The sequence below is a fragment of the Qipengyuania zhejiangensis genome, from assembly GCF_035607565.1.
GTDB classification, from domain to species: Bacteria; Pseudomonadota; Alphaproteobacteria; order Sphingomonadales; family Sphingomonadaceae; genus Qipengyuania; species Qipengyuania zhejiangensis.
Genome location: NZ_JAYKGO010000003.1, coordinates 1141341 through 1156184, shown reverse-complemented (window position 1 = coordinate 1156184; position 14844 = coordinate 1141341). Strand labels below are relative to the sequence as shown.

15 protein-coding genes are annotated in these 14844 nt (G+C 62.8%); 7 read left to right on the top strand and 8 right to left on the bottom strand.

Features of this window, described 5'->3' with window-relative positions; all coding sequences use genetic code 11:
• Positions 1 to 18 precede the first annotated feature (18 nt).
• Positions 19 to 351, top strand: a complete 333-nt coding sequence (locus tag VR863_RS13365; protein WP_324828963.1) for a hypothetical protein — start codon at positions 19 to 21, stop codon at positions 349 to 351.
• Here VR863_RS13365 and VR863_RS13360 read toward each other — a convergent pair.
• Positions 348 to 1274, bottom strand: a complete 927-nt coding sequence (locus VR863_RS13360; RefSeq protein WP_324828962.1) for an L-threonylcarbamoyladenylate synthase — start codon at positions 1272 to 1274, stop codon at positions 348 to 350. The genes VR863_RS13365 and VR863_RS13360 overlap by 4 nt on opposite strands.
• Before the next feature lie 46 nt (positions 1275 to 1320).
• Between VR863_RS13360 and VR863_RS13355 the strand changes: the two genes are divergently transcribed.
• Positions 1321 to 3060, top strand: coding sequence for an acyl-CoA dehydrogenase family protein (locus tag VR863_RS13355; protein ID WP_324828961.1), 1740 nt, complete (start codon positions 1321 to 1323; stop codon positions 3058 to 3060).
• Between the two features lie 19 nt (positions 3061 to 3079).
• On the opposite strand, the gene VR863_RS13350 is transcribed toward VR863_RS13355, so the two are convergent.
• Complete coding sequence (locus VR863_RS13350; RefSeq protein WP_324828960.1) at positions 3080 to 4534, bottom strand: PQQ-dependent sugar dehydrogenase; 1455 nt, start codon at positions 4532 to 4534, stop codon at positions 3080 to 3082.
• 87 nt (positions 4535 to 4621) lie between these two features.
• On the opposite strand from VR863_RS13350, the gene VR863_RS13345 reads away from it, so the two are divergent.
• Positions 4622 to 5104 (top strand): GAF domain-containing protein, encoded by a 483-nt coding sequence (locus VR863_RS13345; protein ID WP_324828959.1) that lies wholly within the window; start codon positions 4622 to 4624, stop codon positions 5102 to 5104.
• Positions 5105 to 5225: 121 nt separating this feature from the next.
• Positions 5226 to 6140: a glycine zipper 2TM domain-containing protein gene (locus tag VR863_RS13340; RefSeq protein WP_324828958.1), complete on the top strand. Its 915-nt coding sequence runs from the start codon at positions 5226 to 5228 to the stop codon at positions 6138 to 6140.
• A gap of 43 nt (positions 6141 to 6183) precedes the next feature.
• Here VR863_RS13340 and VR863_RS13335 read toward each other — a convergent pair whose 3' ends face one another.
• The 6 genes from VR863_RS13335 to VR863_RS13310 form a co-directional block, all read right to left on the bottom strand.
• Complete coding sequence (locus VR863_RS13335) at positions 6184 to 7158, bottom strand: ParB/RepB/Spo0J family partition protein (protein ID WP_324828957.1); 975 nt, start codon at positions 7156 to 7158, stop codon at positions 6184 to 6186.
• Positions 7155 to 7946, bottom strand: coding sequence for a ParA family protein (locus VR863_RS13330; protein WP_324828956.1), 792 nt, complete (start codon positions 7944 to 7946; stop codon positions 7155 to 7157). The genes VR863_RS13335 and VR863_RS13330 overlap by 4 nt, the downstream gene beginning before the upstream one ends.
• Positions 7943 to 8572: a 16S rRNA (guanine(527)-N(7))-methyltransferase RsmG gene (gene rsmG / locus VR863_RS13325; RefSeq protein WP_324828955.1), complete on the bottom strand. Its 630-nt coding sequence runs from the start codon at positions 8570 to 8572 to the stop codon at positions 7943 to 7945. Before rsmG ends, VR863_RS13330 begins: the two co-directional genes overlap by 4 nt.
• Positions 8569 to 10422, bottom strand: coding sequence for a tRNA uridine-5-carboxymethylaminomethyl(34) synthesis enzyme MnmG (mnmG, locus tag VR863_RS13320; RefSeq protein WP_324828954.1), 1854 nt, complete (start codon positions 10420 to 10422; stop codon positions 8569 to 8571). Before mnmG ends, rsmG begins: the two co-directional genes overlap by 4 nt.
• 62 nt (positions 10423 to 10484) lie before the next feature.
• Positions 10485 to 11762, bottom strand: coding sequence for a tRNA uridine-5-carboxymethylaminomethyl(34) synthesis GTPase MnmE (gene mnmE, locus VR863_RS13315; RefSeq protein WP_324828953.1), 1278 nt, complete (start codon positions 11760 to 11762; stop codon positions 10485 to 10487).
• A gap of 18 nt (positions 11763 to 11780) precedes the next feature.
• Positions 11781 to 12038, bottom strand: a complete 258-nt coding sequence (locus VR863_RS13310; protein WP_324828952.1) for a DUF6489 family protein — start codon at positions 12036 to 12038, stop codon at positions 11781 to 11783.
• 105 nt (positions 12039 to 12143) lie between these two features.
• On the opposite strand from VR863_RS13310, the gene VR863_RS13305 reads away from it, so the two are divergent.
• Genes VR863_RS13305 through VR863_RS13295 form a run of 3 tightly spaced genes read left to right on the top strand, consistent with a single transcriptional unit; the run spans position 12144 to position 14833 of the window.
• Positions 12144 to 12842, top strand: coding sequence for a dienelactone hydrolase family protein (locus VR863_RS13305; protein ID WP_324828951.1), 699 nt, complete (start codon positions 12144 to 12146; stop codon positions 12840 to 12842).
• A gap of 3 nt (positions 12843 to 12845) precedes the next feature.
• The gene (locus VR863_RS13300) at positions 12846 to 14435 is read left to right on the top strand and encodes an FMN-binding glutamate synthase family protein (RefSeq protein ID WP_324828950.1); all 1590 of its coding nucleotides are present in this window, start codon (positions 12846 to 12848) and stop codon (positions 14433 to 14435) included.
• The gene (locus VR863_RS13295; protein WP_324828949.1) at positions 14432 to 14833 is read left to right on the top strand and encodes a nuclear transport factor 2 family protein; all 402 of its coding nucleotides are present in this window, start codon (positions 14432 to 14434) and stop codon (positions 14831 to 14833) included. The genes VR863_RS13300 and VR863_RS13295 overlap by 4 nt, the downstream gene beginning before the upstream one ends.
• Positions 14834 to 14844 lie beyond the last annotated feature (11 nt).

Below are 14844 nucleotides of genomic sequence, written 5' to 3'. Positions count from 1 at the left end.
GCCGCGAAAGGAATTTCGATGCACCGCCTAGCCTTTGCCGTTCTTGTACCCGCCGTCGTCCTGCTGCCCGGCTGCCTGGCCAAAACCGCGCTCGACGTCGTGACCGCGCCGGTAAAGGTCGTCAGCAAGGGCGTGGATCTGGCCACGACCAGCCAGTCGGAAGCCGATGAAAAACGCGGGCGCGAAATTCGCAAGCAAGAGGAGCGTCTCGCCAAGCTGGAGCGGCTGTACGAAAAACAGCTGGACGAGTGCGAGGCCGGGAGCCGGCGATCGTGTGACGATGCGCGCGACACCTATGCTGAAATGCAGCAGATAATTCCCACAATCCCCGCGCCGCCCGAAGGCGACTAACCCGCAGGCGTCGCTGCCCGGCGCAAACGATCGTTGATTGCAGCGCCAATGCCTTCATCCGGCACGGGGGCGACCGCAATGGACCGTTTCGCGGACCGCGCACCTTCGTGGAGACATGCGTAAAGGCGCGAAGCCGCTTCGGTCAGATCACCCGACGATGACAGGGTGCAATCACCGGCCACATCACCAAAGCCGATCATGAAGTCGTCTGGCGCAACTTGCACCGCATTAAGGCGCACCGGCTTTCCGGGCGAGTAGTGGCTGGCGAGCTGGCCCGGCGCTTCGATATTGCCGGAAAATGCCGACTGGCCGAGATCGATCGGACCGGGACGCAAGACGTCGATCCACCCGTCATCGCGGACGGCCGCAATGGTCGATTCGACCCCCGCCCTGCATGGCCCGCCATCGAGCACTGCGTCGATCCGCGCGTCGAGCGAAGCCAGCACATGCCCCGGCGTTGTCGGGCTGATAAATCCGCTGCGGTTGGCCGAAGGTGCCGCGAGAGGCAGCCCCGTGGCATCGAGAACGGCGCGCATGACGGGATTGTCGGGCATCCGAAGCGCAACCGTGTCCAGCCCCGCGGTCACCGCCGCAGCCAACCGGGCACCCTGGCGAAGCGGCAGGACAAGCGTCAACGGCCCCGGCCAGTAACGGTGCACCAAATGCGCTGCGGCATCGCCAATCACGGCAAGGTCGTTCGCCTGATCGAGCGAAGCCACGTGAACGATCAGCGGGTTGAAACTGGGGCGCCCCTTGGCTTCGTAGATTCGGGCCACCGCCTCATCGCTGTCGGCGCGGGCGGCGAGGCCATAAACCGTCTCCGTCGGAACGGCGACGAGCCCGCCATCGCGCAGGATTTCGGACGCGCGGGCGATTCCCGCTGCGTCTGCCCGAAGCATTTCCGTAACGTATTTGCCGCCCATGCCCGCGCGCTATATGCGCTTGGACACAAAGCCAAGAGGAATGCCCGTGACCTATACCGCCGCCACCCAGGACCAGCTGCTAGCCATCCGCGTAAACGCCGGGATCGAGGAGCTTTCCCGAAGCGAGCGTTTCGCGGCGGCTGAGCCCGACATGGTCGACGCCATCGTGGAAGGGATCGGCCAGTTTGCGGCCGGGGAATGGGCGCCGCTCAACCGCGTGGGTGACCTCGAGGGGGCGAAGCTGGAAAACGGCATCGTTCGCCTGCCCGACGGTTTTGCGGAGGCCTACCAATCCTACGTCGAGCAGGGATGGAACGCGATTGCAGGCCCCGTTGCCTTCGGCGGCCAGGGCCTTCCTTTCACACTCGCCTGCAATGTTCTTGAAAACCTCGGCACGGCGAACATGGCCTTCAACCTGCTGCCGATGCTCAGCGTCGGCGCGATTGAGGCTCTCGAACATCACGGTTCGGTCGAGCTTCAGGAAAAATACCTTCCAAGGCTGGTGAGCGGCGAATGGTCGGGAACGATGAACCTGACCGAACCGCAGGCCGGCTCGGACGTGGGCGCCCTGCGCTCCACCGCAACACCGATTGAAGACGGCGAACATGCGGGCAAATACCGGATCGCCGGGCAGAAGATCTACATCACCTGGGGCGAACACGAACTTGCCGGCAACATCATTCATCTGGTGCTGGCACGCCTGCCCGATGCGCCCGAAGGCAGCCGCGGCATTTCGCTGTTTACCGTCCCCAAGTATCACGTGAACGCGGACGGATCGCTTGGGCCGCGCAACGATGTGCGGTGCGTCAGTCTTGAACACAAGTTGGGCATCAACGCATCGCCGACCTGCGTGATGAGTTACGGCGACAATGGCGAATGCATCGGCGAACTGGTCGGCGCGCCGAACCGGGGGCTGGCCGCGATGTTCACGATGATGAACAACGCGCGCATCAACGTCGGCAACCAAGGCGTGCAGATCGGCGAACGCGCTACCCAGCAGGCGCTCGACTATGCGCGCGACCGCGTCCAGTCGGCCCGCGCAGGCTCGCCCGACCGAGCTCCCGTGGCGATAGTCGAGCATCCGGACGTGCGCCGCATGCTGCTGCGTATGAAGGCGCTGACCGAAGGCGCGCGGGCATTGCTCTACTACACCGCCGGCCAGATCGATCGCGGCACACTGGGCGATGCCGGGGCTGCGGCGCGCGGCGAAGTGCTGACCCCGCTGATCAAGGCGTGGGGGACCGATATCGGGATCGAAGTGGCGAGCCTGGGCATCCAGATCCATGGCGGCATGGGCTTCGTTGAAGAAACAGGCGCAGCCCAGCATTGGCGCGATTCGCGGATTGCCCCGATTTACGAAGGCACAAATGGCATCCAGGCGGCCGATCTGGTGACGCGCAAATTGGGCATGGACGACGGGGAGGCGCTCATTCGCGTCACGCAGGATATCGCGCGCGATTGCGCCGATCACGCGGATCTGGCTGCGCTTGCGGATGATTGCGCCAGCATAGCGCGCTGGATGCGCGAAGAGGCCAGCTTGGACGACCGGTTGGCAGGGTCGGTCCCGTTCTGCACGATGTTCGCGGTTGCGGTCGCCGGATGGCAATTGGTGCGCCAGCTACGCGCCGTGAAAGCGGGCGACGCTCCCGCCCTGGCCGCGGCCAAGCCCGCAACCGTCCGGTTCTTCCTTGAGAGGATCGTGCCGGAGGCCGCCGGCCTCAAGCGCGCTGCAATCGCGGGCTCAGAGGGCCTCTACCAACTGGAAACGGCGCAACTCCTCGGCTGAGGAAGTTGCGCCGCGCAACTCAATCGGCGGTTACGCTGCGTGCGTAATCGTCGGCTCCGAATGTAGCCGCCTGGCCTCGCAATTCGCGCTGCGGGGCCAGCGCCTTGCCCGTCAGGCGCTCGATACCGGCCTGGCCCTTGGAACCCGGTGCGATGACCCGCCAGATGATGCCGGCGGTATCGTCACTGACGAGCAGAGCGCCATCTCCGGCCCATTCGACCCAGGTCGGGCGTCCGCGCGTCGTGCCGTCATCCTTCAGGAAGCCGGTGAGCACGGGCACAGGCTTGCCGGTCGGATTCCCGCGATCGTCGAAAGCGACATAGACCACGTCGTATCCCGATGGGGGCTTGCGATTCCATGAACCGTGGCGAGCAATGAACGCGCCGCTGGAGAACTTCTCGCCCATTGCTGCGCCTTCGGCGCTAAACACCAGGCCGAGAGCGGCCACGTGCGGCCCAAGGGCGTATTCCGGCGTGCGGACATAGCTGATGTTTGAAGGGATCGGGTATTTGACACGCCGGTCATAATTTTCGCCCCAATAGGTCCACGGCCAGCCGTATTGCGCCCCGACGGGAACATTGGTGAGGTAATCGGGGACCAGGTCCGAACCGAGCATGTCGCGCTCGTTCACCGTGGTCCACAATTCGCCGGACCACGGATTGAAATCGAGGCCGTTCGGATTGCGAAGGCCCGAACCGAAAATGCGGCGGCGCCCGCTCTCCAGATCGATTTCCCAGATCAGCGCCCGCCCGGCTTCGGCTTCCATGCCCTTGTCGGCGATGTTCGTGTCGGAGCCTACGGCTACGTACAGACGGTCGCCTGCGGGATGCAGGGCCAGATTGCGCATCCAGTGGCCGCCATCGCCCGCCAAATCGGTGACCTTGCGCGCGTCACCGGAAACGGCGTCGGCGCCCAGTTCGTACGGAAATGCCAGAACTTCATCGTGGTTCGCGACGTAAAGGGTACCGTCGCCCCAGGCGAGGCCCGAAGGGGAATCGAGCCCTTCGAGCAGCACTTTGCGGACTTCGGCGTTGCCGTCACCATCCGCGTCGCGGAGCAGAACCACCTGGTTCGGCGAGTCGCCGGTGGCGCCTGCGCGGCTCATCAACATCTTGCCGATCCAGGCGGTAATCCCGCCCCCGTCGCCGCTTTTCGGAGAGCGCGTCAGAGAGACAAGCACATCACCGTTCGGCAGCGCCTGAAGGGTTCGCGGATGATCGAGGCCGTCGGCGAAACGGGTAACCGCCAGCCCTTCCGACGCGACCGGCACTTCGTCCGCCGCCCAGCCAACGGGTTTCGCAATGGCAACGGTCGGGAAGGTTTCGGCATCGGGGTCCTGCAAGGTTGGATCGGTGCCGACAACCTCGTCAAACGGAACGTCGGCGGTGTCGCCGCGGGTGACGAAATACAGGCCAATGCCAAGAACTACGACGAGGACGAGAAGGGCGATGCCCAGTTTCTTGAGGGTGCTCATACCGATTCGGATACGCGAGCGATGAAAGCACGGCAATGGGGAGCGCGAATCGCTTGCAGCTTAGGCCCGGCCCACTAAATCACGGTCATGTTCGATTTTCGCCCCGCACCCGATTGCCCCAAACCCGAAGCTTACCGCCAATTGATCGAGGCAGCCGATGCCCTGACCGGCGGGGAACCCGATCCGGTGGCCAACATGGCCAATGTGGCTGCCCTGCTGTGGGATTTTCTTCCCGACCTCAACTGGTCCGGATTCTACCGCGTAATTGATTCGCAGCTCGTATTGGGGCCGTTTGTGGGAAGGCCGGCGTGCATCCGTATCCCGCTGGGCACGGGTGTGTGCGGCACTGCCGCCAGCGAAGGCCGTTCGCAACTTGTCGAAGATGTCCACGCATTCCCGGGCCACATCGCCTGCGATTCCGTTACCAACTCCGAACTGGTCGTTCCCGTCATACACGAAGGCGCGGTCATCGCAGTCATCGATCTGGACAGCCCCACCCGGGCGCGTTTCGATGCCGAGGATCAGGCCGGGATCGAAGAACTGGCCCGGGTGCTCGGCCCGCGAATTTGATTGCTCTGCCCCTAATCGGAACAACCCTCGACCTTCAGATTTGCTCGGCGCTTGCCGGATGATAACGCCGTGGTAACCATGTGGGTCGGGCTGGCCCGCTTCTGCCCACGGAGTGATAGAGATGACACGGATTTCCGCCCTCAAGCTGGCTTGCGCCTCGTTTCTTTTCGTATCGAGCGCCAGTTCTGCGCAGGAAGTCATTGAATACGACGCTGGCGATTATGTATTTGCCGAGCTGGCCACCGACATCTCTGGGCAAGACCAGACGGAGGAAGCGGAGGTCCGCGGGGCCGAGCGCGTCATCACCGCCCGGCAGGGCGAGGATCGTCCTGTTGTTTTCGTATCGCGCCCGCACGTTCAGGCGATTCCCTCAATCGAACCCGATGATTACGCTCACGTTCGCGTTGTTAAGCATGGGCCCAAAGTTGCGCCGGCGGCGCACGAGCATGGAAATTCGCCCCGCATGGGCCATTCGCACGCGCATCGGCACGACGCTACGGCGGCCCATTCCACCCTCTATGCCTACCCGGCCGTGTTTGGCGCAAGGCCCACTCAGCATGTCAGCGCACCGTATCTCTACGCGTATCAGGGAGGACGACCCTCCCTCCCGCCTGGCGCGCGCGTGGTTGCGTTCGACCGCGAGGCATGGCTGACCGAGTGCAGCAGGCGGATCGCGCCTAGGCCTGTGTATGACAGCGGCGATGACAGGGCAGCCTTTGGGGCGATCGTGGGCGCGGCCGCAGGCGGGCTCATCGGCAATCGTGTTGCCGGGCGCGGCGATCGTACGGCGGGAACGTTGATCGGCGCAGGTCTTGGAGCAATAGGCGGAGCGGCTATCGCGGATGCGACGGGCCCAACCGGCCGACCCGCAGCGGACGATACATCCTGGACCCGATGCGAAAATTATCTCGATGGGTACATGGAAAGCGCCCGCTCCGGCGCCTTGCACGGCCACCAGTCGGCAACGGGCGAATACATGCTTGTGCCCGTTACCGTAATGGTCCCGCAGCAAGCCCGCGTTCGCGGCGAAGATTAGTCAGCAAGTTGCGCGGCGCAACTGCGGCGAGTGTCGGACCGGACTAGATGTCGCCGCCTGTCAGCCGCTGGCAAATGAGATCGAGCTGATCCAGCGTGCGGTAGCGTATCGTGACCGTCCCGGTGTTGGGCGTTGCTTCCGTCTTGATACGCACCTGCATACCGAGGAATTCCTCGAGATGCCCTTGAACAGCCGTGATGTCGGCATCGTCCGAACCGGCGCGGGTATATCCCGCCGGCTTCCGGGCTGTCTTCTCGCCTGAGGGCGATTTCGCCAGCCTTTCGATCTCGCGTACCGACAGTTTCTCATCCACTGCCCGTCGCGCGAGGGCCGAAGCCTCGTCGTTCCCGATCAGCGCCCGTGCGTGGCCCATCGAAAGCGCACCCCCCGCAAGATAGGCGAGCACGTCGTCAGGTAGTGCGAGAAGACGCTGGAAATTCGCCACGTGGCTCCGCGACTTGTCGACCAGCTTGGCGATTTCCGCCTGGGTCATGCCCTCATCATCAGCAAGCCTCTGATAAGCCTTGGCTTCTTCCAGCGGATTGAGGTCTTCGCGCTGAAGATTCTCAATCAGCGCAAGCGCCATCACTTCGCGTTGGTCGAGTTCGCGAACCACTGCGGGAATTTCGTGCAGGCGCGCACGCTGGGCGGCACGCCACCGCCGCTCGCCAGCGACCAGCTCATAGCGGCCCGAACCGAGAGGACGGACGATGATCGGCTGGATGACGCCCCTTGCCGCGATGGAGGATGCCAGTTCGTCCAGCGCCTCCTCGTTGAAGTGTGTACGCGGCTGTCCGGGCAGCGGGCGGATGTTTCCAACGGGAATCGATGCAAGTCCGCTCAGTGGAGCGGCAGAGCCCGCGCCACCGCTTTCGCCCAGACCGCTATCGCCACCATCACGCCGTACGAGCGGTTCTTCACGGCGGGTTTCACCCAACAGGGCACCCAGCCCCTTCCCCAGCTTGCGCTTGCGATCGGAAGGGCGCGTTGTTGCGGCGACGTCGGTGGACTGGCTCATGCAGCTTTCCTCTTTTCGGGCAGGCGCCCGATCAATTCCCTGGCCAGCCCGATATACGCGCGGCTGCCGGGACAATTATGGTCATACACAAGCGCGGGCATGCCGTGGCTCGGCGCCTCGGAAAGCCGTACATTGCGGGGAATTACGTTTTCAAACACAAGGTTACCGAGGCAATCGCGTACGTCGTCGGCCACCTGGTCGGTGAGGCGGTTGCGCCTGTCGAACATAGTCAGGACAATGCCGACGATGCCGAGATTGGCGTTGAACCCTTGCTGCACGCGCTCCACCGTCTGAAGAAGCTGGCTAAGTCCCTCCAGCGCGAAAAACTCGCATTGGAGCGGCACCATCAACGTGTCGGCCGCACAAAGCGCATTGAGGGTGAGCAAGCCGAGCGACGGGGGGCAATCGATGAAACACACATCGTAACCTGCGAAACCGCCCGCCGGTGCGCCGGAGAGCGCCTGCGTCAAACGCGAGGTGCGATCTTCTACGGATACCAGCTCGACTTCAGCGCCAGACAAATCCTGCGTGGCCGGCACAATGTCCAGTCCGGGAATGTCGGTCGGCTGCGCGCATTGGGCCAAGGTCGCCTGGTCGAGGAGCAGATCGTAACTTGTATTTTCACGAGCCAAAGCGGCGATGCCAAGGCCTGTCGAAGCGTTCCCTTGAGGGTCGAGATCGATAAGCAAGGTTTTCCAACCCGTCGCAGCCATCGCAGTTGCGATGTTGATCGCGGTGGTCGTCTTGCCGACGCCGCCCTTCTGATTGGCGATCGCGATAGTAATCATCTCGCCGCGCTCCATTTGCCTTGACCGACGATGATGCCAGCCAGCGGATCCGTCAATGATTGTTCCACGTGGAACATTCCGCGCTGCGATTGCGGCAACGCCTCCACTTCTTGCGACGCAGACCGCCCTTTGGGCAACACCCAGCGCGTGTCGCTTGTGGAGAAGCGTGCGGATAAACGCAGCAGTTTGTCCAGCGGCGCGAAGGCGCGGGCTGAGATTACGCCGGCTTCAAACGTCTCGACCAGCTCCAACCTGCGACCTTCAACCTTGCAGTTGGACAACCCCATCTTGTCCGCCATTCGCTCGAGCCACTCGATCCGTTTTGCTCGGGATTCCACCAGAATAACAGACTGTTGTGGACGTATCGCTGCAATAACGAGGCCTGGAAAGCCCGCCCCACTGCCAAGGTCGATCCAGGGGCTCGCACCCACTTCGGCAAATCCGGCCAACTGCACAGAATCGGCAATGTGCCGCACCCATTTCTGCGGTAGCGAATTTTTTGCGACCAGATTCTGGAGCGGAGCCTCCTTCTCCAGTTCCTCTGCAAGCAAAGCCAGGCGCTCCATGGCAAGAACATCGCAATGCCTCGCCGTGAACGCCCTCGCCTCTTCTTCGGTATTGATCATGCCGCCTGGCGCTCCAGGCGACGCGCCTGAACCAATACGGCCGCCAAAGCCGCCGGGGTTATTCCCTGAACGCGCGATGCGGCGGCCATTGTCTCGGGCCGTGAACGAGAAAGCCGCTCGACCATCTCGTTCGAAAGCCCAGGGACCGAACCATAGGGGAAATCGGGAGCAAGGCGGACTTCCTCGCTGGCCTTCATCTCGGCCAATTCGCCGTCCTGACGCGCCAGATAGGGGGCGTAGAACGCATCTTCCGCCATCTCGGCAAGAAGCTCGTCGCCCGCGTCGATATCCGGGAGAAAGTGAGGCAAATCTCCAGCCTGCAGGTGCCCTGCGGAAATCCATGCGGTAATCGGCTTGGGGCCAGCATCGTGTTTCACGTGAAACCCCTGTGACATGAGGTCGCGCGAGTGGATCGACGCTTGGAGAAGTTCTTCATACTCCGCACGGCGCGATTGGCGTTTGCCGAACCATTCTGCTCGCTCCGGTCCCACCAGACCGGCGTCGATACCCAATTGGGTCAGTCGCGTGTCCGCGTTACTTGCGCGCAGCCGCAAACGATATTCCGCCCGCGATGTCAGCATCCGATACGGTTCGGTGATGCCCTGCAGCGTGAGGTCATCGATCATCACCGCGATATAGGAATTCGATCGCTCAAGAGCAGCTGGGGGGCGACCGAGAGCGTCTGCGGCCGCGTTCATTCCGGCGACGAGACCTTGAGCCGCAGCCTCTTCGTACCCTGTGGTGCCGTTGATCTGGCCCGCACAGTAGAGGCCCGGAATGGCATGGACCTCAAGGCTGCTCGTCAACGCGCGGGGATCGATGTGATCGTACTCGACCGCATATCCGGGAACCGACATTTCGACCCGCGCCAGCCCCGCCATGCTCCGCAGCATGGCTAATTGAACGTCGACGGGAAGAGATGTCGAAATCCCGTTGGGATAGACGAGGTGGGAGGACAAACCTTCAGGTTCCAGGAAAACCTGATGCCCCTCCCGATCACCGAAGCGATGGATCTTGTCCTCGATCGAAGGGCAATAGCGGGGCCCCGCCGCGCCGATTGCCCCGGAGAACAAGGGCGATCGGTCAAGATTGGCGCGGATTATATCGTGACTCGCTGCGTTCGTGCGCGTCACGGCGCAGAACACTTCGGCATTTGTGCGTCCTGGGCTGAGGGCGGACATCGTCCATCCTTCGCCGTCTGACGGCTGCTCCTCCAACGCCCCCCAGTCGATCGTGCGCCCATCGAGCCTTGGGGGCGTGCCCGTCTTGAGACGACCCATCGGCAATTCAGCCGACCGCAACTGCTCCGCAAGGCGGCGCGCAGCATTCTCGCCGACCCGTCCTCCTTCGAAGCGCTCCTCACCACGATAGAGGACACCGCCCAGGAACGTGCCGGTGCACAGTACCACGGCCCGCGACTGCACCTGTGTGCCATCGGCCAAGCCAAGGCCCGCGACCCGCTCTCCCTCGAAACGAAGCGATGCGGCCTCGCCCGCGATCAGGGTCAGCCCGCTCTGGCTGGAAACCGCCGATTGCACAGCCGCCTTGAACAAGCGGCGATCCGCTTGCACGCGGGGGCCCCACACCGCGCTTCCTTTCGAACGATTGAGCATTCGGTAGTGAATGGCCGCGGCATCAGCGGCCCGGCCAAGGACGCCATCCAATGCGTCGACTTCGCGGACGAGGTGGCCCTTACCCAGCCCACCGATGGCCGGATTGCAGCTCATCGCCCCAATCGCTGACAGGTCAAAACTGACCAAACCGGTCCGAGCACCCATCCGCGCCGAAGCGCACGCGGCCTCCACGCCAGCGTGTCCGCCGCCGATCACCAGGATGTCAAAATCGTGCATAGCTAGCGCGCTTAGCCTCGCGCCCGTTCTTCGTCAAAGGCGTAGATGTTCCACGTGAAACATCACTTGCCGATGCAGAACCGGCCAAACAGAGCGTCGAGCATATCCTCGGTCGAATTGCGTCCGGAGAGCCGATCGATGGCGACACGGGCCGTTCGCAGTTCCTCGGCAATTGCCAGCATATCGGTCAACTCCGCTGCCCGCGAGAGCGCCAAGCCCGCCTCCCGAGCCTGACCTTTCTGCCGACGATTCAGCGCAACCCGGTCGGGAGGTGGAAGAGCAAGCTTCCCCCGTGCAACCAGATCCTTCGAAAGTTCATCAAGCCCGTGCCCGGTTACCGATGAGACGAAGTAATCCGCCGGATGCTTAGGCGAATCGCCGATCAGATCGGACTTCGACAAAACGCGGATGGAATCCTTCGGTGCGTCATCAGGAGAACCTAGCCACAGGACGATATCGGCGCGCTCCATCTGATCACGCGCACGTTCGATACCGATCTCCTCGATTTCGCCGGCACCGGTGTCACGCAGGCCGGCTGTATCGGCAAATACGAAGGGAACGCCGCCCAGCGCCACAGGGCGCTCTATAACGTCACGTGTCGTTCCTGCTTCAGCCGAAACGATCGCGACACCTTCGTTCAGCAAAGCGTTGAATAGAGATGATTTCCCGGCATTCGGCGGTCCGGAGAAAACCACCCGAACCCCGTCCCGCATGCGGTCCGCCGAAGGTCTCTGAGCTACCCGCTCAATCTCATCCGCCAAGGCGGCCAAAGATTCGCGAAATTGCGCCGAAAGCGAGGCGACATCGTCCTCGTCCGAAAAATCGATTGCGGCCTCCAGTTCGGCCGAAAGAACCAGCACACGCGAGCGCCAATCTTCCAGGCGGTTCGAAAGAGCACCGCCAGCCGCGACCAGCGCACCGCGCCGTTGCCATTCGGTTTCAGCTGAAAGCAGATCCGCGAGCCCTTCGGCCTGCGCCAGATCGATCTGCCCGTTGGCAAAGGCGCGCCGCGTGAACTCACCCGGCTCGGCTTCCCGCAGCCCCGGCATCCGGCCCAGCCTATCGAGAACCGCGGCGACCACCGCCCTGCCCCCGTGACAATGCAGCTCGGCCAAATCCTCGCCCGTCGCCGTGCGGGGCCCGGCAAACCAGGTAACGAGCGCAATATCGAGGGTTTCCCCACCCTCGTCACGCAGGCGCCTGACCGAGGGTGAACGCGGCGGGGGCATCGGGCCAACCAATGAAGCAAGGGCCAATCCCGCATCCGGGCCGCTTATACGGACAACCGCGATCGCAGCCGGAACGGACCCGCTCGACAAGGCGAAAATCGTGTCGTTCATGGAAAAAGCGGCGCTAAATCAGTCCGATTTATCCGATTTCGAGGATGTGCGCGCGGCGTTCGCGCCTTCCATGAAGCTCTGGAACATCTTGAAGCCCGCCTGGCCCATCGGCGCGAGCTGCTTGGCGTATTCCTGGAGCTGATCGGTGCTGGAAACGCCTTTCATCGCCTTGGACATCATATCGACATAGACGGCGTTCGCCTTGCCGACATCGGGCAGACCCATGAACGACCGTGCTTCTTCGGGCGTGCAGTCGATTTCAATATGGACCTTCATGCCTCTTCCTCCGTTATGACGATGTGCACCCTATCTGGGTTTGCCAAGCCTTCACCGCAAGCGCTAGGCCACATGATGATAATTTCGAAGGGAGTTTCCGAGCGTATGAGCGAAACCGTCACCATTACCGCCCTTGATGGCGGAGAGACCTTTAGCGCCTATGCAGCCCGCCCCGCCGGGACACCCCGCGGCGCCATCATCGTGATCCAGGAGATATTCGGGGTCAACGCGGGCATTCGCCGCAAGTGCGACAAGCTGGCAGAGGAGGGCTATCTTGCCCTTGCCCCCGATCTTTTCTGGCGGTTGGAGCCCGGTATCGAACTCGACCCGGATGTCGAGCCCGAATTTCAGCGCGCGCTTGATCTCATGGGCAAGTTCAACCAGGATCAGGGTATCCGCGATATCGAAGCCACCATCCACCATATCCGCCGGGAAGAGGGCGTCGCCAAGGTTGGTTGCGTAGGATACTGCCTGGGCGGACGCCTGTCCTTCATGGCCGCCGCACGCACCGATGTGAACGCGACCGTCGGTTATTACGGCGTTGGCATCGACGGGCTGCTGGGTGAAAAGCACGCGATTGCCCACCCCCTGATGCTGCACATCCCGACCAAGGACGGGTTTGTCGACGAAGCAACGCAGAAGGCGATGCACGAGGGGCTGGACGGCCATCCCAAGGTCACGCTCCACGATTACGAAGGTCTCGACCATGGGTTCGCGACGGAATTCGGCAAACGGCGCAGCGAAGATGCCGCGCAACTGGCCGATCGCCGCACGTCGGAATTCTTCGCCCTGCACATCGGCTGACGCGTGGAACGCCTGCCTTTTCGTTATATAGTCCCGATCCTCCTCCTGGTTCTGGTCACAGGTGCGTGGATCATCGAGAGTGCCCGCTGGTCACTCGGGCTGATTGCGCCCTTGACCGCACTTGCGTTGTGGGATTTTTTCCAGTCCAATCATACACTTAGGCGGAATTACCCACTTCTTGCCCGTGTCCGCTGGTTGATGGAGGACCTGCGCCCCTTTGCCCAGGCTTACATCGTTGAGGGCGATCTCGAAGGCAGGCCCTTCAGCCATCAGGCTCGCGCGCTCGTCTATGCGCGGGCCAAGGGTGATCTGGACGCCCATCCCATGGGCACCGAACTGGACGTTTATTCCGACGAATACGAATGGCTCAGCCATTCGATCGTCCCGCGTGAAGAGGTGCCGGAATTCTGGCGCGTCACCGTGGGGGCGGGCACGTGCAGCCAACCCTATTCGACCGCCTTGCTAAACATATCGGCGATGAGCTTCGGCGCGCTCTCCGCACGCGCGATCGAGGCGCTTAACGCGGGGGCCAGCCTCGGCGGTTTTGCGCACAACACCGGCGAAGGCTCGATCAGCCGTTACCACCGGTCCCACGGCGGCGACCTGATCTGGGAAATAGGGAGCGGGTATTTCGGCTGCCGCAACCCCGATGGTTCGTTCGATCCCGAACAATTTCGCGACAACGCACAGGGCGATCAGGTCAAGATGATCGAGATCAAGCTGAGCCAGGGCGCGAAACCGGGCCATGGCGGCGTTCTGCCCGGGGCCAAGGTGACCAAGGAAATCGCCGAGGCACGGGGCGTACCCGAAGGCCAGACCGTCACATCGCCCGCAGCGCACCCCGCTTTTTCCACCCCGATCGAAATGCTCGAATGGATCAGCCTGATGCGCGAGCTTTCCGGCGGCAAGCCGGTCGGCATCAAACTGTGCGTGGGCCAGCCGCACGAGGTGTTTGCCATTGGAAAGGCCATGCTCGAAACCGGAATGCATCCCGATTTCATCACCGTCGACGGGGCCGAAGGCGGAACAGGCGCCGCGCCGCTGGAACTGAGCAATTCGGTGGGTATGCCCCTTCGCGAAGGGCAGATCTTCGTTCGCAACATGCTGGTCGGGCTGAATCTCAAGGACAGGGTAAAGATCGCCGCATCGGGCAAGCTGCATTCGGGCGCCCAGATGGCCAAGGCGTTCGCGCTGGGCGCGGACTGGTGCAACGCGGCGCGACCGTTCATGTTTTCGCTGGGCTGCGTCCAGTCCATGAATTGCCACAAGGGTACCTGCCCTACCGGAATTGCCACGCAGGACGCCTGGCGCCAGCAGGGGCTTGTCGTTGAGGACAAGGCCCCGCGCGTCGCGCGCTTCCAGCACGAAACCGTCAACGCCCTGCGCGAAATCGTTGTCGCCATGGGGCTGTCCAGCCCCTGGGAAATTGGCCCGCACGACATGCGGGAACGCTTGAACGGCGCGCGTTCGGATGCCATCGACCGTATCTACACTTTCCTCGAGCCGGGCCAGTTGCTCGCGGATCCGGGTTCGACACCCCTGGCTCGCCACTGGCACGCGGCGCGGGCCGATACATTCAGGAGGGCAACATGAGCGCACGTGAAGGTCTGAAACGCTGGCATGAGGTGATCGACGGCGGCAGCTCGCTCGACGCCTTGTCCGCCATAATCCACGAAGATGCCGTGTTCCATTCGCCCGTAGTGCACACGCCGCAACGCGGGCGACCGATCGTGGTCGCCTATCTCCACGCGGCGGGAGATACGCTGGGCAACGATAGCTTCGAATACGTGCGCGAACTCGTGGATGGCGAAAACGCCATGCTCGAATTCAAGACCGAAATGGACGGGATCATGGTCAACGGCATCGACCTCATCCGCTTTGACGAAGACGGGATGATCACCGACTTCAAGGTGATGGTCCGCCCGCTCAAGGCGGTGAACAAGGTCTGGGAAAAGATGGCCGCCCAGCTGGAAAAGCAGAAAGCCAGCTGAAGGCAGGGAAT